The sequence below is a fragment of the Bifidobacterium aesculapii genome, assembly GCF_001417815.1.
In the GTDB taxonomy this organism is placed as follows: domain Bacteria; phylum Actinomycetota; class Actinomycetes; order Actinomycetales; family Bifidobacteriaceae; genus Bifidobacterium; species Bifidobacterium aesculapii.
On the sequence record NZ_BCFK01000068.1, the window covers coordinates 19,891 to 40,523 of the forward strand.

Consider the following 20,633-nt stretch of genomic DNA (forward strand, 5'->3'; position numbering starts at 1 on the left):
GCCGCTGAGCGGTCGGCAGCGGCGGAAATTACGGAGCAGCGGCCTTATCTCCGTACAATCCGCCGCTGGTTGGTTTGCTTCTTCCTAGGGTCGGGGCCGTAATGGCGTTTGCGGTCCCCTGATCTGAGAAACCGCATGACTCCAGTGTTATGGAGAAATGGTGTTACCGCACCATGGAACGAGTTGCACATACCAATGCCTGGGGGAGTACTGGTACGCTGCGCCTTTAGTTGCTGCGAGGCACGCCGGCCCACTGCGGCAGTCGTATGCGGATATGCCGTGTCCCATGCCGGGGCGTACGAGGACATAACGCCCTGAGATCAGACAGTCCCATATTTGTTCGACCGTGTAGCCCATGTCTGTGTTCGGTTGGCGATTCCGTGCAAGTCCGGTCGTGTAGCCCATGTCTGGTTCGGTTGGCGATTCCGTGCAAGTCCGGTCGTGTAGCCCATGTCTGGTTCGGTTGGCAATCCCGTACCTGTCCGGTCGTGTAGCCTCACGATTGCGTGATCGAGTAGTCCCATGTCTGTTCGGTTGGGAAGCCTCCTGTTTGCCTGACCGTGTAGCCCCTTGTCGTGAACCTCGGCGGTTCAGGGTATGACCTGCGCGATTGGACGGTCAACCTGCGCAGTCCAAGTCACAACCTGCGCAATCCGGAGAGTAGCCTGTGCAGTCCGGGCCCCAACCTGCGTACGGGGGTGCTGAAAGAAGCCCGCCGTAAGACTTCGGAACACAAGCCACATAACGCGAAAAGACCGGAATTCCAAGGAAACCTCCGGCATCGCCCCACCCGGCGCAAGCCGGCTTTCACGACCCCTATGTGCAGGTTCTCCACCAGATTGCGCAGGTTCGAGACCGAACCGCGCAGATTCGCTCTCAGATCGGGGGTCTGTCTGTGCCAAGCGTTGTTTTCGTTCCAAGCTTGGAACGGTGGTGACGCTGAGGGGGCTCTTAGTGTCGTTTTGGTTCCGAGTTTGGAACGGTGCTAACGCTGTTGGGATGAAAGCGATGCCGGCAAGGTTTTCGGTGTTCCGTGGCGGCGCTGTTGTGCCAGGTGCGTTGTTTTCGTTCCGGGTTTGGAACGATGGTGACGCTGAGGGGGCTCTTAGTGTCGTTTTGGTTCCAGGCTTGGAACGGTGCTAACGCTGTTGGGATGAAAGCGACGCTGACGGGCTTTCCCATGTCTCCCAGCGCCGATTCCGTTCCAAGCGGGTCGTTTCCATGAACCACCAACCACGAAAACAGCGATGGCGTTCCACCCCAGTATGCCGCGCCGTAAACTCGTTGATGAATTGGCTCACCCGCAGACCCGCTTCGCGAGACACTCCCCCCTGGCAAGGGGAGCCGAGAATGAGATAAACGAATTTGCGGCGCTGGACTCTGATTGATGCCCGGGAGAAGCATGGCGTGCGGTAGAGTGCACGGTATGCGCATTCTCGTCGCCGATTGCTCCGCCGAATACTCCGGACGCCTCAACGCCTCGCTGCCGTTCGCCAAGCGCGTGCTGCTCGTCAAGGCGGACAACAGCCTGCTGGTCTTCTCCGAATTGGGCTCGTACAAGCCGCTGAACTGGATGGCCGCGCCCTGCACCATCCGGGAGATCACCCCGGATACGCAGTCTGAAATCACAGGGGGGAACCCCGCCGTTACCGGGCTTACCGCCGGTACCGCATCGGCAGACGGTGCAGGACCTGTGACGGATGCTTCCACCAGCACCGGCGGCGAGTTCTCTGCGACCTCTGCGGCCTCCGCAAATCCGGCAACACCGGCAACCCCCGAGAAGATTCTGCGCGTCACTGCGGATAAGACCTCGGATGTGCTGGAGGTCTCGCTGTACCACGTGTATTCGGACGAATCCTACGATCTGGGCGTCGACCCCGGGCTCGTCAAGGACGGCGTCGAGGATCATCTCCAGCAGTATCTCGCCGAGCAGATCCACCGCATAGGCGAAGGCGCCAAACTCGTGCGCCGCGAATACCCGACCGCCATCGGCCCGGTCGACATCATGGCCGTGAACGCGGACGGCGAGCACGTCGCCATCGAGATCAAACGCCATGGCGGCATCGACGGCGTAGAACAGCTCACCCGCTACTGCGAACTGCTCAACCGCGATCCGCTGCTCGCACCCGTGCACGGCATATTCGCCGCGCAGACCATCACGCCGCAGGCCCGCGTGCTTGCCGAGGACCGTGGCTTCAGGTGTCTGATCCTCGACTATGAGGAGATGAAGGGCACGCAGGACGACGCCCTCCGCCTGTTCTAGCCCCCACGGGTCGCGTCCCCGACTTCGCAGCCCCGGCTCGTGGTATCTCGCGCCGTATATTCGTTGGTGAATTGACCACCCCTCAGTCCCGCTGCGCTGGCGGGCTCCCCTGACAAGGGGAGCTGGGAATGGGATGAACGAATTTGCGGCGCAGGGCACTAGCCTACGGCAGTCCCCGTCTCTTGCGGCCACGGCACAGTACGTTTCCTGTGAGCATATGAAAAGGCTCCCCTGGAGCAACAGGGGAGCCTTGCGTTTCGGCAGTACCGCGCGGGTCCCAGCCGCGGCCGCAATTCCAGCCGCGGCCGCAATTCCAGCCGCGGCCGCAATTCCAGCCGCGGCCGCAATCGCGGATTCAGCGCCTCGATCGCGGCGTGCGCGGCCCGCATGGCCCGTGCGCGGCCCGCGCAGTCGCACGGCACCGGATCAGTACGCGCCGAGGATGTCGATGACGAAGACGAGCGTGGACTTCGCCGGGATCGAACCCTGTGCGGTGTCGCCGTACGCCTTGTCCGGCGGGATGATCAGCAGCACCTGCGAGCCGACGGTCTGGCCGCGCAGGCCCTCCTGCCAGCCGGTGATGACCTGATGCTGCCCGTTCGTGGAGTCGCTGAACAGATCCGCGTCAAGCGTGGTGTTCTTGTCCCACGAGGAGTCGAACTGCGTGCCGTCGGTCAACCAGCCCGTGTACTTCACCACGGCGGTGTTCGATTCGGTGAGCTTCTTGCCCTTGCCCTTGACGAGCGTCTGCACGACCAGCGAATCCACGGAGCCCTGGCCGTTCATGTCGATGGACGGCTTGCCGTCCTTCGCGCGCGTCACCTTCGGCAGGTTCGCGGGCACGTCCGTCACCACGTCGCCGGTGGCCTTGGTCAGGTCCTTGGAGCGCGAGACAAGCGTGTAGGCGAGGATGTACGAGGTGCCGGCGCTGTTCGCGTCGTTGATGCCGAACACGATGGTGGAGTTGAGCTTGAGGCCCACCATCTTCGTGTAGGGCGCGATCTGCTTGAGGTTCGAGTCGGACAGCTGAATCGAGCAGTCGGGAGTGTTCTTCTCCCACGAGCTCATGAGCTCGGAACCGTCCTTCGCGTTGAGCGCGATGCCTTGGGCGCACACGCGGTCGCCCTTCTCGATGGTTTCGCCGTCGCCGTTCTGCACGACGGCGTACGTGTTGTTCTGCACGGTCATCGGCGTATTGAACTTGATGGTCGGCTTCTTGCCGAGCTCGCCGGTCGCCGTCACGCCGGCGATCTGGTCCATCTTCGTCGAGGAGCTGGTGGAGGAGTCGGTGGAGGACTTCGAGGAGTCCTTCGTGTCGTTCGAGGAGCCGCATGCGGCGAGCGTCGCGCACATGGCGAGCGAGCAGACGGCCGCCAGGGCGGCGCGGAAAGCGGAATGAGAAGTGTTGCGCATAGGAACCACCCTAGCCGTCAACCGCGATTTTCGCCCTCTCTGCGGGCTCTCAGGTCGGGATTGTAGAATGGCTCGTATTATGAGTGTTGAGGAATCCAAGAACGAAAGCGAGAACGTCGCGGCGGACGCATACGCCTTCGGCGACGACTCCCGTGGGAACGATGCCGCAACGGCCGCGTCGTTCGCTACGTCCGGCGCGGGTGCGCCGTCCGCTGCCTCCGACGGGTCCGTCACGTCCGATGAGTCCGTCAAGACAGATACGTCCGTCACCTCCGATGAATCCGTCAAGCCCGCGAAACCGCGCAAGTCGCCGCGTTCCGGCAAGTCCGGCGGCGTGCATGACCGCCGTCGTGCCCTCGTCATGCGCGGCATCGTCACGCCCGCCATCGGCCTGCTCGCGGTCGCAGCGGTCGCGCTCGGTCTGCTGAACGCGACGATCTGGCAGCCGAGCCGCGTCATCACCGCCGATGCGAAGGTGAGCGGCGCTCGCTATATCGTCACTGATCCGAACGTGCTTGGTCTGGTCGACAGCGACGTGCGTCTGGACGTCGACGTGAACGGCGGCGGCGACGTGTGCGTCGCGTCCGCCTCGTCGAAGGATGCGGCCGGGTGGCTCTCCGGCGCCGCGTACACGCGCGTGACCGGCATGTCCGATTGGGCGACATTGTCCAGCGAGCAGGTGAAGGGCGGCAAGGACGATGCCGCGGACACGTCTGCAGACACCGCCGCAGGCGAGTCCGGCGACACCGCGGACGATGCCGCGAACACCGCGAATACCACGGATGCCGCCGCGGACGTCGCGTTCAAGGACTCCGACATGTGGTCGTCCGTCAAGTGCGGCAAGGGCGAGGCCTCGCTGAAGACGACCGCCGCCGACGCGACCGACGTCGCCATCGTCGATCTCGGCAAGACCACTACGGCCGACCTGTCGCTCACCTGGACGCGCCGGACGCTGCCGGATTACGCGACGCCGATGTACTTCATCGGCGGTCTGCTTGCCGTGCTTGCCGTGCTCACCGCGACCGTGTTCGCGATGCCGCCGCACAAGCGCCGCAAGCGTGTCGTCGAAAGCGAACCCGTGAACGTCGAGGACGAGGTCTCGTTCGGCGAGGCCGTCGCCGGCAGTCTCGGCATCCGGCCGAGCTACGCGCCGAAGACGAAACGTTCGGGAGGCCGCCGGCGCCGCCACGCGCCCGGCGCCGACACCGGCACCATGGCGCCGGTCGCCGCCGAGGCGCCGGTGGTCGTCGACCCGTCCGCGCGCAACCTCGTCGCCGACGCGGAGGCCGCGAACGGCGAAAGCGCGCCGAGCGTCAACGACGAGGCGACGTCGGTCATCTCGCCGGACGAACTGCAGGCGTATTTCGCGCGACTCGCGCAGGAGGTCGGCGACGATACCACCGCCGTGAACAACGATACGGATGGCGCGAACGCCACGGACGATGCCGGAACGAAGGGGGAGGAGACCCGATGAACGCACGCATGACCACCATCGCGGCCAAACTCACGGCCCTCGCGCTCGCCGCCGGCATGCTCGTCTCCCTCGGCGCGTGCGAAGGCCAGGTGCCGAAGGTCGCGACGGCCGAATCCGCCACCCGCACGCCCGACCTGACCGTCGCGCAGGAGAAGAAGATCCGCAACAGCATCCTCGACGTGATCGACGCGGCGAACGACGCGAAGAACGCGGACGGGCTGTCCTCGCGCCTGACCGGCCCGCAGCTTGAAGTGCGCACCAGCGAGCTCGCCATCGCGGCCGCGACCGGCACGCTCGACGCGAAGGCAGCGATCCCGCGCGACATCACGCAGACCGTCATCCCCGTCAACGACGGATGGCCGCGTAGCGTGTTCACGATCACCACCACGACCGCGGACCAGCAGTCGAAGCGACTGCTCGTCATGACGCAGGATTCCGCCCGCCAGAACTACAAGCTGTGGGGTGTGGCGCGCCTGTTCCAGGGCGCGAAACTGCCGAAGTTCGAAGTGCCGAAGCTCGGCACCGAGATGGGCGAGGCCAAGGACTCCAAGCTCGTCGCCACCCCGCAGGACGCGGTCGACTGGTACGCAGACCTGCTCAACAAGGGCGACTCCAGCGAATACAAGAGCAAGTTCGCCGACGACCTCTTCCGCTCCGACCTCGCACAGCTGAACGCGACCGTCCAGCAGGGCATGGAGGCGAACAAGGGCACGCAGCAGCAGGAGTTCACCGTGGCGAAGAACCAGCTGAAGATCATGCGCTCCACCGACGGCGGCGACCTGGTCGTCGCGCGCATCGACTCCACGTGGACGCGTCAGGCGGGCGAGGGGCGCGAATCGCTGCCCGCCTCCGACGCGGAGAAGGCGCTGTTCGGCAACGGCAAGGCCACCAGCACGATGAAGGTCACGTACGTCAACGTCATCGCGATGTACATTCCACCGGCCGGTTCCGACGCGAAGATCACCGCGGTCGGCGCCGAACGGCAGCCCGTCAAGGTCGAGGCGCTCTGACCGGGTTTCATGCTCGGCGATACGCCGCCGCACCGCTCCGATGCCGTCACTAGTATTGGTGGCGGCATCGTTCGTATGGCACGTTCGTATGGCACGTTCGTATGACGGTGCGGGAATCGTCGCGGACGTCGCATAAGACACGACAAGATACGACGACACACGACAAGATACGACAAGTGGAGGCATGGCATGGCCGATCAGCCGAAGTTCAATCCCGGGGTCTCGTTGGCGGGAGCCGTCGATCTGGAGGCGCTCGCGCATCAGGTGAAGGCGGAGCCGGGGCAGGCCGGCGGTGCGCCCGCGGCCGGCGGTTACGTCATCGACACCACCGAGGCCACGTTCCAGGCGATGGTGACCACCTCGGCCACGTTCCCGATCCTCCTGTTCCTGTGGATCCCGACCGACGACCGTCTCTTCCCGATGGCGCGCGCGCTCGCCGACGCGGTGAACGCGATGAACGGCCAGATCCAGATGTCGCGCATCGACGTGAACGCGAACCCGTCCATCGCGCAGGCGCTGCAGGTGCAGGGCGCGCCCGCGCTGTTCGCACTGATCGGCGGGCGCCCGATGCCGCTGCTGCAGGGGCTGCCCTCCGACGACGAACTCACGCAGATCAAGGAGCAGGTGCTGCCGAAAATCGTCGCGATGGCGCAGCAGGCCGGCGTGAACGGCACCGCGCCGTACGCGGGCGACCCGTCGGACGACGGCACGGACGGCGCCGGTGCCGTCGCCGCCGACGTCGTGCCTCCGGAGCATCAGGAGGCGCACCAGCTCGCCCAGGCCGGCGACTACGCCGGCGCCGCGGCCGCGTATGCCACGGTGCTGGAATCCGATCCGCACGACGCGCTCGCCGCGCGCGAACGCGCGAAGGCGCTGCTGCTCGCGCGTTCCGCGGACGCGGACGTGCGCGAGGTGCGCGCCGCCGCCGCGGCCGCTCCGGACGACGTGGAGGCGCAGCTCGCCGTCGCCGACGTCGACATGATCGGCGGGCAGATCCAGGACGCGTTCGACCGTCTGCTCGACTTCGTGGCCGCCGGCCACAAGGCCGACATCGAGCCGGTGCGCAAGCGCCTGCTGGAGTATTTCGCGATTCCCGAGCCGACCGACGCGCGCCTCAAGGCGGCCCGTCGCCGTCTCGCCACGCTCATGTACTGAGCGTTGGAATACGGAATCGGCCGTTGGCCGATGACGTGTTGTTGGCGGCATTGCCGGCCGTGGTCTCTCCCCAGTCGGCTACGCCGCCGGCCCCCTCGTCAGAGGGGCCGCGCCAATCGCGCATCAGCGCCGCTAATCCGCCATGCGGTTGCGGCCAAAGAACTGTTGGAAGTGCGGGCCGTTCTCGGCCAGTTCACGCTCGAAGTCGTCTCGCCATTCGCCGAACGGCCGCGCCGCCAGCCCGTCGTTGTTGAACCGCGGCTGGTCGGTGATCTCCGTGACGCAGAACTTCGGGATCGTGAGATTCGTCACCGGGGTGGCGCGTTCCGCCTCGGCGACGACGAGCGGCGCATTCGTTCCGCCGAACACGTCGATGCTCCAGCCGTCCTCCGCGATCCACACGGAATACCGGTTCTTGATGATCAGACGGCCGCCGCGGCGCATGAGCTCGACCGCGATGCGCGTGTCGATTTCACGTTCCGCCTCGTAGCGCGTGCCGCCCACGGACGGCCCCTTCACGGTGACGTAGGCGCGTGAGAAATCGTCGCAATGATCCTCCAACACCGCGCGCGGGTCGAGGTCGGGGGTCATGTCGATGCGCAGGTGACGGGCCTTGAGCCGCACGCGCAGCGCGTAATTGTCCTCGTAGACGAAATAGTTCTGCACGATGAGCGTCGGCGTATCGCCGTCGTCGTATTCGGGCGGCAGCTCACGGCAGAAGAACCGCCGCTCGAACTCGAAATCGTTCACAGTCTCGGACATAACCCCAGTGTAGCTTCCGTGGTTCCGCGAACACCGCGGAAATCGCGGTGCCGCGGGAACCGGACGCGGCCGGTCACATGTCTTCGAACAGGACGCTCTTCTTGATCCACGCGATCACGTCGTCGACGCCCGCGCCGCCCATCAGATCGGTGAAGATGTACGGGCGTCCGTGGCGCATCTTCTCCGAATCGCGCGCCATCACGTCGAGATCGGCGTGGACGAGCGGCGCGAGATCGGCCTTGTTGATGACGAGCAGGTCGGAGCGCGTCACGCCCGGGCCGCCCTTGCGCGGGATCTTGTCGCCCTCGTCGGTGGCGATCACGTAGATCGTCGCGTCGGCGAGGTCCGGGCTGAACGTGGCGGACAGGTTGTCGCCGCCCGATTCGACGAACATGATCTGCACGTCCGGGTGCGTGCGCGCCATCTCCTCGCACGCCTCCAGGTTCATCGAACAGTCCTCGCGGATGGCGGTGTGCGGGCAGCCGCCGGTCTCCACGCCGACGATGCGGTCCGGCGCGAGACGTGAATGTTCGATGAGGAACTCCGCGTCCTCCTTCGTGTAGATGTCGTTGGTGACCACGCAGATGCTGTACTCGTCGGCCATCTTGCGGGTGAGGCGTTCGATGAGCGCGGTCTTGCCGGAACCGACCGGGCCGGCCACGCCGATGCGCACATAGGACATGATGTTCGCTCCTTGATTGGGTTTGTGGTGTTGTGGTTTGTGAGTGGTGTCGGATTGTTGGGTTTGCCGGGTTGTCGGGATCGCCGTTGCGGTCGCGCTGCCGCGCCGATCGACGCGTTCAGCTCATGTAGAGCCGCGAGTAGAGCGTTTCGTGCTGCATGGCCGCGATGTCGAGGTAGGCGCCGGAGATGCCCAGATCGTCCGGTCTGAGCGTCATGGCGATGTCGACCGCGCGCACGAGCCGCGGGAACGAATCGTGCAGCGCCACCTGACCCGCGTACTGGCTCAGCGGGATCGCCTTCGCCGCGCACATGGTCAACGCGCTCAGCAGCGAATACCCGTAGGTGACGGCCGCCTCGCGCACGTCGGGCGCATGGTCGGCCGCGTACAGGCCCATCGCGATCGCGTGCACGCCGCGGCAGCGGCCCTGCGCGATGAGCGACGCATACAGGTCGAGCTTCGGCGAGCCGTACAGCGAATCCGCGGCGCCCTCGAGCCGTTGGCGTTCGGTGCGGTGCTCGTGGACGGCGATGATCTGCCCGTCGCGCTCGTCGCCCTGCCTGCGGTCGTCCATCTGGCGGACGAGCTTGAGCAGTCGCGTGCACATGCGCTCGCTGCCTTCACGGATCTCCCGCGCCGACTGGAGCGCCGAGGAGAGGGCGTCGAGCTCGACGATTCTGCGTTCCAGTCCGTCGGGCGAGAGTCGCCCGTCCGTGCCGTACCGGCCGGCGAGCGTCATCTGCCCGAGCTCCCGGTACGGCGCGACGGCGAGATAGTCGCGCACGTACTGTTCGAAATCGCCGCCGGTGCGCAGGAAGTCGCGCTGCACGAACGTCTCCATGCCGTTCGACAGTGCGAACGCGCCTACCGGGAAGACGCTGTCGCACACCTGCAGCATGGCGAGGTGACGCGCCAGCGCGTCGTTGCGCGCGGCGATGTCGGCGATGGGCGTGGTCATCTTCGGTTTCCTGCCGCGCCGCTCAGTGCGTGTGCCATGTGCGGCCGCCGTCGTGGCTGTGCGAGCCATCCGGGCGGTGCAGAACGCCGTTCGACTCGTATTCGTCGGGCTTGAGCTGGTACGGGTGGTCGTCGTCGACGCCGGACTCCTCGACGACATGATGATGGTGATGGTCGTGCGTGTCGTGCGCGTCGTGCTCGTGTGCGTGACCGGTGTGCTCGCCGGCGGCAAACGCGGCGTCCGCCTCGGCCTCCTGCTCCTCCTCGGCGACGTCCCCGGTGGTCTTGTTCGTGCCGGGGATGATGGTGCCGGAACCGGCATGCGCCTTGACGATGAGGAAGCCGTCGAACCCGCCCTCGATGATGTGCGGCTCGTAGCCGATCTTCTTCGTGTACTCCATCGTCGGATGGTCGTAGGGGACGAGCACGCGGTCGTCCTCCACCTTGAGGCTCAGATGGCGGTTGCCCAGCTCGAAGCACAGGCGGCCCATCTCCTTCATCGAATCCACCGGGATCTCGATGAGCTGCGCCGTCCTGATGCGCGCGAAGTAGCGTTTGTCGTCGGTTTCCGCGAGCACGTCGCCGTCCTTGATGGTCCGGCCGACCATCACGCCGAACTCGGTGCCGTCCTCGGCGACCTTGCGCATGCGCTTCTTGTCCGTTTCGAACCAGTCGAACTCGATCGGCACGTTGAGCTTGCCGTCGTCGTACCGCTGGCTGATGACGTTGCCGGTGATCTCCTTGGCGATCATCCGCCCCTCCTTTTCACGGGTCTCGCCACGGGTTTGCCGTGGGGTTCCTGGCGGATGCGCGGCTGGTCGCGGGTGTGTGCCGTGCCCCTGTTGTGAGGGAGGCGCCATGCCACGTGGTTGCCGTGTCCGCTGTTCGGACAGCAAGTGTAAGGGAGCGGATGCGTCGTTATGTAACGGGCATGTGGTGTGGCGTTCGGAATATGTGCGGGAAAATGGTGGGATTATTCGGCCGTAACCGGATTCCCGTCGAGGTACGTCATGGCGTGTCGCCAATGATTGCAGTATGTCGGGCGGCGGCGTTCGCAGGCTGCATCATGGATGTGGTATTACGTATCCGTCCGATTGGAGGGCGTCCGGGCGTCTCCGAGTGGTCGAGGGATGACCGGCCGCCATGTCCACGATGCGGACACCACCCTTGTGCGGCGTCCTCCAGCCGATTCGGCCGGCTCGGGAGGAAGACCAGAGAAAGGAACCCGACATGATCGGTGCCTCATACGAACCGCAGGGCGTGTCCCTCGCGATGCACATTCCCGACAACTTCATCTCGCCGTCCACCGGCGCCGTCTTCTGGGTCATCATGATCCCGGTCTGGGTGCTGTGCCTGCGCCACGTGATGCGCGACGCCACCCCGCAGAAGATGGCGTACCTCGGCGCGGGCGCGGCGTTCTCGTTCCTCATCATGATGTTCAACGTGCCCACGCCCGGCGGCACCACCGCGCACGGCGTCGGCGGCGCGCTCGTCGCGATCCTGCTCGGACCGCAGTACGCGACCGTCGCCGTGTCCGTCGCACTGCTGCTGCAGGCGCTATTGTTCGGCGACGGCGGACTCATCACTCTCGGCGCGAACTGCTTCAACATGGCGTTCGTGCTGCCGTTCGTCGCCTACGGCCTGTACGTGGCGCTGCGCAAGGCGCTGCGCGCCGGATGGAAGGAACGCGTGGCCGAATTCGTCGCCGGCTACATCGGCATCACCCTGGCCGCGTTCTGCGTCGCCCTCGAACTCGGCGTGCAGCCGCTGCTGTTCCGCGACGCCTTCGGGCAGGCGCTGTACTTCCCGCTCTCCTTCGCCGTCACTATCCCCGCGATGCTCATCCCGCACCTCGCCGTCGCCAGTGTGGTCGAAGGCCTGATCACCGTCGTCGTCGTCGAATTCGTGCGTCGCACCGCGCCGGAGATCATCGAACGCCACGCGCGCGTCGCGGATGTTGCGGCGGCGGGTGCCGCGGGTGCCGCTGGCACAGGCTCGGGTGTCGCGGGTGTTGCAGGTGTTGCGGGTGTTGCGGGCACATCTGCGCCGCGCCGCGACGGGCTGCGCCGCTCCGCGTGGATCGCGCTCGGCGTGGTCGCGCTGCTCTCACCGCTGGGACTCCTCGCCACCGGTGACGCGTGGGGCGAGTGGGGCTCCGAGGACTTTATGGCCGCCACCGGGCTCGACTACGTGCCGCAGTACATCGCGCATGGATTCACGTGGAACGCGCTCCTGCCCGACTATTCGCTCGCCGGCCTGCCCGACGTCGCCGGGTACATCCTCTCCGCGGTCATCGGCATCGCCGTGCTCGTCATCGTGTTCCGCCTGCTGGCGCTGGCCGTGCGCGGCGGCGGCAGTGGTGCCGCGGCGGCCAAGACGGCGTGACCGGGGACGTGGGGGAAGTCATCCGTGGAGGAATCCGTGGGGGAATCGCGCGGAAGTGGGGCGCACGGCGGTGAGCCGCGCGGCCCTGAGGAGCGTGCGGTGCGCACTGAGTGCGCGACAGATGCGCGGCGACGTGCTGATTGTGCGCCCGCGGGTCTTCCTTCGTGGCTGCGCGGCGCCGAACACTACGAACCCCTGCCGGACCGTACCTCCTTCATCCAGCGCAATCTCGGGCATCTCGGCGGCGTGCTCGCGCAGGTCGGCTCGTCGCTGCAGATTGGGCGCAGTCCCGTCGACCGGATGCTGTGCGCCGTGAACCCCGGATTGAGACTCATCGGCATCGTCGTGCTCATCGTAGCGATGAACATGACGCGCAACATGCTGTTCTCATACGTGATGCTCGCCGTCGTGCTCGTCATGCTCGCCGCCCGCCCCGCGCGCATGATCCGCGCGCTGCTGCCGCCGGTGCTCGCGGTGTGCGCGCTGAGCGCGGTGGTCGCGCTGCCGGGCGTGTTCGTCGGGCAGTACAGCGCGCCCGTGCGCCTGGTCGTGCGCGCGTTCGTGGCCGTGTCGATGGTGGTGGCGTTGGCGCGCACCGTGCCGTGGAACCGGCTGATGGCCGGGCTGCGGTCCGTCGGATGCCCGAACGCCGTGGTGTACATCTGCGACGTGACCATCCAGTTCATCGACATTCTCGGCCGCGCGATGATGCAGCTGCTCGACGCGCTTCGTCTGCGCAGCATCGGGCGTGACCGCACCAAGCTCACCTCCGCGGGCCGTCTCATCGGCGTGCTGTTCCTCACCGCGAACAGGCAGGCGCGGCGCATGGCCGAGGCGATGGTCTGCCGCGGCTTCGACGGCGTGTACCACGTCCGGCGCGAGCGGCTGCTCGACTGGCGCAACGGCGTGTACGCGGCGTGCGTCGCGATGATGACGGCATTGGCGGTGTACGCGGGATGAGCGTGTACGGCGCGGGCACAGGGAGCCGCGATGGCGGGGCGGGAACGGTATGGTGAGTGACGGGTACGGAGAGTGCGGAGGTGGCCGCTGATGGTCGATGACGGGAGGCGCGTGGGTCGCGTGGGTTTCGTGGGTCGTTGGAATCGTGCGAATCGTGCGAATCGCGGGAATCACGGTGCCGTGTTCGACGCGGCAGGGGAGTCCGGGCCTCTGGTGGAGCTGGACCATATCGGATTCTCATACCATGACCCGTATGGAGCCGGAGCTGATTCACAGGAAGCGGACACGGTGCTGCGCGACTTCTCGATGACCATCCGGCGCGGCGAATGTGTGGCGCTGCTCGGGCCGAACGGCGTGGGCAAGACCACTATCATGCGCATCATCAACGCGTTGGAGTTCCCCGATGCCGGCACCTACCGGTTCTGCGGCACGGCGGTGACGAGGGTGCGCGTCGAGGAGCGCAACAGCTTGTTCGCGAAGGCGCTGCACCAGCGGATCGGATTCGTGTTCCAGAATTCCGATACGCAATTGTTCTGCCCGTCCGTCGCGGAGGAGATCGCGTTCGGGCCGATGCAGATGGGATTGGACGAAGCCGAGGTGCGTCGTCGTGTCGACGACATGATTGCGCTGTTCGGACTCGAACGGTTGCGCGACCGTGCGCCGTACCGCCTGTCCGGCGGGGAGAAGAAGCGCGTGGCCATCGCCTGCTGTCTATCGATGAACCCCGATCTGCTCGTGCTCGACGAACCCACCGACGGTTTGGACGAGCGCAACACGGACGTGGTGGTGCGGGTGCTGCGCTCCTTCGTGGAGGCCGGCAAGACGGTGCTGCTGTCCACGCATCATCACGACATCGTGGAGCGACTGGAGGCGCGCGTCGTACGGGTCGTGCCGCAGGAATGACGGGACGTAAGTGGTGCGAGGCCGGTGAGCGATGTGCGTGGCGTGGCTAGCATCCTGCGTTGAAAAATCGTTTATCCCATTCCCGGCTCCCCTTGTCGGGGGAGCCGGCCCGCGAAGCGGGTCTGAGGGGTAGCCAATTCATCAACGAATTGACGACGCGAAATACTAGTGGCTGATGCGCGTGGTGATGGATGGGATCGCCTCAGCACGGCGTGGCAAGGGCGCGCGGATGGGTTATACTGTTACCCGCGTCGGGCCATGCTTAAGCCCCGGGCTCCATTTTTTGCCGCCGCGAGCGGCCCTTGCGCCGACAGGCGCTTTCATGGTTCGGCGCTTTTCTCTTATCCTCGCGGTGCGAGTACTGAGGCGTCCGTACCGCGGCGCCGTTACTGCGTGCGGCACCGGTACCGCACGAGTACTGCGTGCGGCACCGGTACTGCAGTGCCCGCAGGTTTCTTATTCCTGCCTGCGCCGCCCGCCGCGCCGCTACTCCAGTTTGCCGCGCCTCCAGAGGGTCGCGGCGTGGTGGAAGTCCTTGGCCGTGACGAACAGGTTCGCCGCCGTGTGCATGAGACGCGCCGCCTGGCCGGCACGGGATTTGGCGTGATCGTTCCGGTCGTTCCGATTGTTTGCGGAATCTTCCTTGCCCGATCTCGCAGTATCGCCGGCCAGCATCGTCGCCTGCCCCGCGAGATGCTTCGCCTCGATGCGCAATCCTAGCGCCACCACGTCGGTGAACGCCGCCGCGCGTTCCATCGCCACGGCGAAATCACCGGTGAACGCGCCGGAGAGAATCGAATCGGCAAGACGCGCGATATCGTCCTCGGTCGGAGCCTGATCGACGCCGGCGATTGCGGACGCGGACGTCGCGACCGGCTCGCCGACCCGCCACAGGCGCGCGATTGCGTCACGATGCGCGCGCATCCACGTACGCAGCATGTACAAGCGCCACAGCACGCCGGGAAGCGAATCGGCCGGCGACGAACTCCACAATTCGGCGATGTCGTCCACGCCTTCACGTTCGACGACCGTGAGCACGCGTTCGACGACCATCGGATCCTCGCTGTGACGCACGCGGTCGAGGAGGGCCGCGGCGGACGAATGCGCCATCTCGTTGATGGCGCCCGGATCGCGTCCGCCCGCCATCTGCTCGAGCAGGGCGGGCGCGAGCTGACCGGGGCGCGACGGGCGCGGCGAGGAGCCGGGCGTGGGGACGAAGCCGGAACGGGAGGCGAGCACGGAACCGTTGCCCGTGTTGCCGGTGCTTCCAGTGGCGGAGAAACTAGTAGACAAGCGGAATGACCTTCTGGATATCGATGATGCGGGGGCCCCTCGGCGTCTCGATGACGAACATCGCCAACGCGCTGCCGGTGGGCATGTAGGGCGACTTGGCGAGCAGACGCTTCGCGAGCGCTTCGGAGACGCACAGGCCGCGCAGATGGTTGAATATACCACCGATCACCGGCCGGTGCATGCAGATCGCCGTGGGTATGCGGTGGGCGAGCGCGTACTCGATTTCCGAGAGGAAACAGTCCCATGCGCCTTGAGGGTCCGCGGCGAACGCGTCCTCGGTGAGCGGGTCGAGTTTGACCATGTCGCGTCCGGTCTGCCAGGAGAACGTCTCCAAGGTCTCCATGCAGCGGATCCACGGCGAGGTGGAAAGACGGACGGGGTTGAAGCAGGCGAGCTCCTGGGTGAGGGCGAACGCTGCCGCGGCGCCGCGTGGCGTGATCGGGCGGTTCGCGTCCGTGCCTTTCCAGGATTTGCGCGCCTCCGCCTTGCCGTGGCGCACGATGATGATCGGCACGGCGTGCGCGGCGCCCTCCTGCAGGCGGTCGATGAACAGGGCGAGGATCTCCTTGTCCGTGGAGTGGGTGAGCTTCTTGCGCGCCTTGTCCGGGGTGAGCCAGATCACGTCGTCGATTTCGCCCACATCGGCGCGGTGCACGGGGCCGAGCGCGGCGCTTCGCTTGAGCTTGTCGACGGGGGAGATCGCGGTGGCCATCCAGAAACGGATGTGCTTCGTGTTCACGTTCGGCGCGTAGTTCTTGGTGTGGCGCTGTTTGCTGCCTTCCTCGGACTGCGGGTATTCGATGTCGCCGAGGTACGGGCCGAGCGCCACAGCCTGACCCGTCTCCTCGCCTATCTCGCGCACGGCGGCGTGCATATGCGATTCGTTCGGGTCGACCTTGCCTTTCGGCCAGCTCCAGTCGTCGTATTTCGGGCGGTGGACGAGGCAGACTTCGATGTCGTCGAACAGCGGGGTGGTGCGGGTGGTGTCGGTGTTTGTGGATGCTGGGGTTGTGGTTGCGCTGGTGGTTGTGTGTGTTGCGGTTGCGCTGGTCGTGGCTGCGTTGCCGGTGACTGCGCCGCTCGTGGTCGATTGTGTGGTGCCGGATACCGTCGAGGTATGGCGGAGGCCTTCGGCTGTGGCGTTGGTTCCTGATGTGTGATGTTTGCCGGTGGTCGTCATGACCAGTGAGGAGCCTTCGTCGGCGCGCCATCGTGCAACGTCGTCCGGCAATCGGCGGCGTCGGTACAGGATGCCGCCCGCCGCTTCCACGATCTTGCTCATTTTCTTGCTCACCCTTCGATTGTACGTGGTTCTCTACGTAGTTTCTCCGTAGGAACGGCGAAGGCCGACCCGTAGAGGGGCCGGCCTTCAACTGCGTTAACGTTAACGAACTGCCATGCCCATCATACGCCGCCGGCGCCGGTTCGTCGTGTTCGGGGGAGGGAAGTCCCACCTGCGGGACCGCTATGCGGGCATCTATATGGGCATCGGCGTCCGTGGGATGTGGCTGAGGACGTGCATGTGCGGAATCGGTAGTTGCTGGTGATGGCCGGTAACACGATGGCCGGTAACACGATGGCCGGTAACACGATGCGCCCCCGCGGGCTTCCTGCTCGCGGGGGCGCATCGTGTCGATTGGATTCGGTCATGGTTCACGGCTCAACCGAACGGACCAAGACTGCGAACGGGCCGTGAACCGTTCCGGTTCAGCTGTGGTTGCCGCGACGGCGGGTGTGCCTGCGAATCAGGTACTCCTGGCAATCCACCAGCGGGCGGCCTTCCTCGTCCTTGGAGTGGCGCTCGTAGGAGCCGTCCGGCAGCATGTGCCAGCTGGAGGTGGAATCGGCCATCTGCAGGTCGATGTAGTCCAGCAGCTCCTGGATCTGCTCGGGCGCGGTGATGCGCACCAGTGCCTCGACACGACGGTCGAGGTTGCGGTGCATCAGATCGGCGGAGCCGATCCACACCTCCGGGCCGGACAGCGGGCCTTCGCCGATCTGCGGGCCGTCCGCGTTGCAGAACGCGTAGATGCGGCTGTGCTCGAGGAAGCGGCCGAGGATCGAACGCACGCGGATGTTCTCGGACAGGCCGGGAACGCCGGGCTTGAGCGAGCAGATGCCGCGCTCGACGATGTCGATCTTCACGCCGGCCTGCGAAGCGCGGTACAGCGCGTCGATGGTCTTCTCGTCCACCACGGAGTTGACCTTGATCTTGATCCACGCCTCCTTGCCGGCGCGGGCGGCGTCCTCCTCGCGGCGGATGCGCTGGATGAGGCCGGTGCGGATGGTGCGCGGGGCGACGAGCAGACGGTGGAAGCTGGACTTCGGCGCGTAGCCGGAGAGCTGGTTGAACAGGCGGGTCAGATCCTGGCCGACCACCGGATCGCAGGTGAGCAGACCCAGATCGGTGTAGATGCGGGCGGTCTTCGGGTTGTAGTTGCCCGTGCCCACGTGGCAGTAGCGGCGCAGGCCGTCGGCTTCCTGACGAACCACTTCGATGAGCTTGCAGTGGGTCTTGAGGCCGACGATGCCGTACACCACATGCACGCCCGCGCGTTCGAGCTTGCGGGCCCACGCGATGTTCGCGTCCTCGTCGAAGCGGGCCTTGATCTCCACCAGGGCAAGCACCTGCTTGCCGGCGTGCGCCGCGTCGATCAGCGCGTCGATGATCGGCGAGTTGGAGCTGGTCCGGTAGAGCGTCTGCTTGATGGCCAGAACCTTAGGATCCGCAGCAGCCTGCGCCAGAAAGGCCTGCACAGACGTGGAGAAGGAGTCGTAGGGGTGGTGCAGCAGGATGTCGCGCTCGCGGATGGCGGCGAAGATGTCCTGCGCGCGGCTCGACTCGACCTCGGCGATCTGACGGTTCGTGGTCGGGATGAACGGGCGGTTCTTCAGGTCCGGACGGTCGATGCCGCCGAGCTCGAACAGCACGGTCATGTCGAGCGGGGCCGGCAGACGGTACACCTCCTCCGGGGTGACGCCGAGCTGGTCAGCGAGCAGCTGGGAGAGGAACGGGCTGGTCTGGTCGGAGATCTCCAGGCGGATCGGCGGTCCGAAGCGGCGACGCAGCAGTTCCTTCTCCATAGCGTTGAGCAGGTTCTCGGCGTCATCCTCTTCGACGTCGATGTCCTCGTTGCGGGTGACGCGGAAGGAACGCGCCTCCTTGATGATCATGCCCGGGAACAGGGATTCCAGATGGGCGATGATGAGGTTCTCCATCGTGATGAAGCCGTAACGCTCCTCCTTGGACTCCTCATCGGTCATGTCGTCGACCGGCACCAGACGGTTGAGGTTGCCGGGGATCTTCACGCGGGCGAAGTGGGACTTGCCGGAGGCCGGGTTCTCGACGATCACGGCGAGGTTGATGGAGCCGCCGGAGATGTACGGGAACGGGTGGGCGGGGTCCACGGCGAGCGGGGTGAGCACGGGGAACACCTGCTGGCGGTAGTAGCGCGACAGGCGCTCCTGCTCGGCGGTGGTGAGCTTGTCCCAGCTGAGCAGCACGATGTGCTGTTCGGCAAGGGCCGGGAACAGCTTGTCGATCACGTAGTGGGCGTGCTCGTTCTGCAGCGCGTGAGCCTGCTCGCTGATCGAGCGCAGCAGCTGGCGCGGGCTCAGACCGGCGGCGGAGGGGACGGCGATGCCCGAGTCGATGCGGCGCTTCAGGCCGGCCACGCGGACCATGAAGAACTCGTCCAGATTGTTGGCGAAGATCGCCGCGAAGCTGGTGCGCTCCAGCAGCGGCTGTGCCTCGTCTTCGGCGAGCTCGAGGACGCGCTTGTTGAACTTGAGCCAGCTGAGCTCGCGGTCGAAGAAGCGGTCGGTCGGCAGCGGGGCCTCGCCCTCCAAGGTCTCGCGCCTATCGTTCTTGTCGGTTTCGGCGATGTGCTCTGCGATTTGGCTTCGCAGAATCGCTTTCGATGGTGCGTCAAAAATCTGTGCCATGATTGTCATCCTATGCCTTGAAACGGTTGCGCCGCTGGTGTACGCGCCAAAGTTCAACGCGAGTTCACATTTTGGGCCATGTCTGCCGTGCGGGACGCCGTCCGTGCGGGGTGCCGCACGGCAGCCCTGTGCGACTGGCGGTAGAGGCGAGGCAGGGTGGCCGGGAACTGTTCGCCTTCCTCACACTCACATGGCGAATGAGACGATCGCGGGAATGACGCCGATGAACATGAACGCCGGCAGGAAGCACAGGCCGGTCGGGGCGAGCAACCGTACCGACAGTGCGGCCGCCGCCTGTTCGATGGCGGCCGTCTTGTCGCGTTCGTAGCGCTCGATGGCGAGTTCGAGGCGCCCCGTCGGCGATGAGCCGTGCTTCCACGCTTCGCCGAGGCAATCGCGGATAGGGTCGGCCGGCATGCCGCCGGCGCCGCCGATCCATGCCTCATGCCAGGTCGCGCCGCGCGTCAGCGCGAATCCCGCCGCACGCAGCCGCGCGGGGCGTGCGTCTTCCGCGATACGGGAGTCTTCCGCGGTGCGTCCGCCATGCGTCGTCCGCTTCGCCGTTCCGGCTGGCCCAATGCGTCCGGTGCGTGCCTGCCATCCGGCTCGTACGGAAACGGAGTGCCCGGCGTATGCGGTTCGTGCCGTAGTCGTGCCGACGTCTTCCGCGAAGGCATCACCCACGGCGATGAGTGCGCCGGGTATCGACGCCCCTTGGACGAGCACGGCTTTGAGCATGGCCATCGTGATGGGCAGGTCGCTGTGCGGCGCACGCGCGGAGAACTCGCCCAGCAACCGTCGAGTCCATGCCAGTCCCGCTACGTACCATACGGTTCCGGCGGTGAGGCAGAGCAATCCTCGCGGCGAACCGAGCAGGAACGCGATCGGGCGCGCTCCCAGCAGTTCGCCGAGCAGGACGGTCACGCCCGGCAGCGCGGTCAGCAGCCGGATCGTCGCCTTCGGCATGGCGAACGTCTGCCGTCTCAACTCGTCGGTGCGCCGGGCGCGCCGTTGGTCGTCGGCCGCGGCCTCCAGGCATCGCGACAGTGCGCATCCCGCTTTCTCGCTGAGACGGCATGCGGCGCTGAGGCGTCGTGCCGTGGCGGCGATGTCGTGGTCGGATTCGTCCGCCGTGGCGCGCGCCCGAAGGACGGCTTCGGCGCGTGCGGCCGTCACCCGTGGCGTGGCGAACCGCATGCCGCCCTGCTCCTCGAACGCTTCTACTACGTTGCCGCCGCTTTTCACCTGTGCGATGAGTGCGGCGATCGTCGCGTCGATGCCGATCCGCTCGGGGACCGCCGCGGCGCCCGCCCTGCCGCCGTGCGCATGGCGTCGGATCGTCAAGGAGGTGCGGAGGGCGGGTATGAGCGCCGCCACCGTGCCAAGCGCGATGGCCGATATGGCGATGATGGTGAGCGTGGCCGTGGTCAT

General features: G+C 66.1%; 16 protein-coding genes. 7 read left to right on the plus strand and 9 right to left on the minus strand.

The genetic code is table 11. The features are described 5' to 3' along the window. Positions 1 to 1,426: 1,426 nt before the first annotated feature. A complete protein-coding gene (gene nucS, locus BFAL_RS09120) occupies positions 1,427 to 2,263 on the plus strand; it encodes an endonuclease NucS (protein WP_055428070.1) in 837 nt (278 codons plus the stop codon). A gap of 426 nt (positions 2,264 to 2,689) precedes the next feature. Here nucS and BFAL_RS09125 read toward each other — a convergent pair whose 3' ends face one another. Then, complete coding sequence (locus tag BFAL_RS09125; protein ID WP_055428071.1) at positions 2,690 to 3,676, minus strand: FKBP-type peptidyl-prolyl cis-trans isomerase; 987 nt, start codon at positions 3,674 to 3,676, stop codon at positions 2,690 to 2,692. Positions 3,677 to 4,037: 361 nt separating this feature from the next. Here BFAL_RS09125 and BFAL_RS09130 point away from each other — a divergent pair, with 361 nt between their 5' ends. From BFAL_RS09130 to BFAL_RS09140, 3 genes are all read left to right on the plus strand, one after another. Then, complete coding sequence (locus BFAL_RS09130; protein WP_082440504.1) at positions 4,038 to 5,150, plus strand: hypothetical protein; 1,113 nt, start codon at positions 4,038 to 4,040, stop codon at positions 5,148 to 5,150. Next, the gene (locus tag BFAL_RS09135; protein ID WP_055428073.1) at positions 5,147 to 6,160 is read left to right on the plus strand and encodes a DUF8094 domain-containing protein; all 1,014 of its coding nucleotides are present in this window, start codon (positions 5,147 to 5,149) and stop codon (positions 6,158 to 6,160) included. Before BFAL_RS09130 ends, BFAL_RS09135 begins: the two co-directional genes overlap by 4 nt. A gap of 189 nt (positions 6,161 to 6,349) precedes the next feature. Next, positions 6,350 to 7,315, plus strand: coding sequence for a co-chaperone YbbN (locus tag BFAL_RS09140; protein WP_055428074.1), 966 nt, complete (start codon positions 6,350 to 6,352; stop codon positions 7,313 to 7,315). A gap of 132 nt (positions 7,316 to 7,447) precedes the next feature. Here BFAL_RS09140 and BFAL_RS09145 read toward each other — a convergent pair whose 3' ends face one another. The 4 genes from BFAL_RS09145 to BFAL_RS09160 form a co-directional block, all read right to left on the minus strand. After that, positions 7,448 to 8,077, minus strand: coding sequence for a CYTH domain-containing protein (locus tag BFAL_RS09145; RefSeq protein ID WP_055428075.1), 630 nt, complete (start codon positions 8,075 to 8,077; stop codon positions 7,448 to 7,450). Between the two features lie 73 nt (positions 8,078 to 8,150). Then, a complete protein-coding gene (gene ureG, locus BFAL_RS09150; RefSeq protein WP_055428076.1) occupies positions 8,151 to 8,759 on the minus strand; it encodes an urease accessory protein UreG in 609 nt (202 codons plus the stop codon). Positions 8,760 to 8,877: 118 nt separating this feature from the next. Further along, positions 8,878 to 9,717 (minus strand): urease accessory protein UreF, encoded by an 840-nt coding sequence (locus BFAL_RS09155; RefSeq protein ID WP_055428077.1) that lies wholly within the window; start codon positions 9,715 to 9,717, stop codon positions 8,878 to 8,880. A 22-nt stretch (positions 9,718 to 9,739) separates the two neighbouring features. Beyond that, the gene (locus BFAL_RS09160) at positions 9,740 to 10,468 is read right to left on the minus strand and encodes an urease accessory protein UreE (RefSeq protein WP_055428078.1); all 729 of its coding nucleotides are present in this window, start codon (positions 10,466 to 10,468) and stop codon (positions 9,740 to 9,742) included. Between the two features lie 478 nt (positions 10,469 to 10,946). Between BFAL_RS09160 and cbiM the strand changes: the two genes are divergently transcribed. The 3 genes from cbiM (at position 10,947) to BFAL_RS09175 (ending at position 13,964) form a co-directional block, all read left to right on the plus strand. Beyond that, the gene (gene cbiM, locus BFAL_RS09165) at positions 10,947 to 12,101 is read left to right on the plus strand and encodes a cobalt transporter CbiM (RefSeq protein WP_055428079.1); all 1,155 of its coding nucleotides are present in this window, start codon (positions 10,947 to 10,949) and stop codon (positions 12,099 to 12,101) included. A gap of 99 nt (positions 12,102 to 12,200) precedes the next feature. Further along, positions 12,201 to 13,061 carry an energy-coupling factor transporter transmembrane component T gene (locus BFAL_RS09170; RefSeq protein WP_055428080.1) on the plus strand — a complete coding sequence of 287 codons (861 nt, stop codon included), beginning with the start codon at positions 12,201 to 12,203 and terminating at the stop codon, positions 13,059 to 13,061. A 180-nt stretch (positions 13,062 to 13,241) separates the two neighbouring features. Further along, positions 13,242 to 13,964, plus strand: coding sequence for an energy-coupling factor ABC transporter ATP-binding protein (locus BFAL_RS09175; RefSeq protein ID WP_201780453.1), 723 nt, complete (start codon positions 13,242 to 13,244; stop codon positions 13,962 to 13,964). A 486-nt stretch (positions 13,965 to 14,450) separates the two neighbouring features. On the opposite strand, the gene BFAL_RS09180 is transcribed toward BFAL_RS09175, so the two are convergent. The 4 genes from BFAL_RS09180 to BFAL_RS11110 form a co-directional block, all read right to left on the minus strand. After that, positions 14,451 to 15,110: a hypothetical protein gene (locus BFAL_RS09180; RefSeq protein ID WP_236691731.1), complete on the minus strand. Its 660-nt coding sequence runs from the start codon at positions 15,108 to 15,110 to the stop codon at positions 14,451 to 14,453. 136 nt (positions 15,111 to 15,246) lie between these two features. Then, positions 15,247 to 16,527, minus strand: a complete 1,281-nt coding sequence (locus BFAL_RS09185) for an NUDIX hydrolase (protein ID WP_370696075.1) — start codon at positions 16,525 to 16,527, stop codon at positions 15,247 to 15,249. A gap of 437 nt (positions 16,528 to 16,964) precedes the next feature. After that, the gene (locus BFAL_RS09190; protein WP_055428101.1) at positions 16,965 to 19,202 is read right to left on the minus strand and encodes an RNA degradosome polyphosphate kinase; all 2,238 of its coding nucleotides are present in this window, start codon (positions 19,200 to 19,202) and stop codon (positions 16,965 to 16,967) included. A 186-nt stretch (positions 19,203 to 19,388) separates the two neighbouring features. After that, complete coding sequence (locus tag BFAL_RS11110) at positions 19,389 to 20,633, minus strand: type II secretion system F family protein (RefSeq protein ID WP_152973616.1); 1,245 nt, start codon at positions 20,631 to 20,633, stop codon at positions 19,389 to 19,391.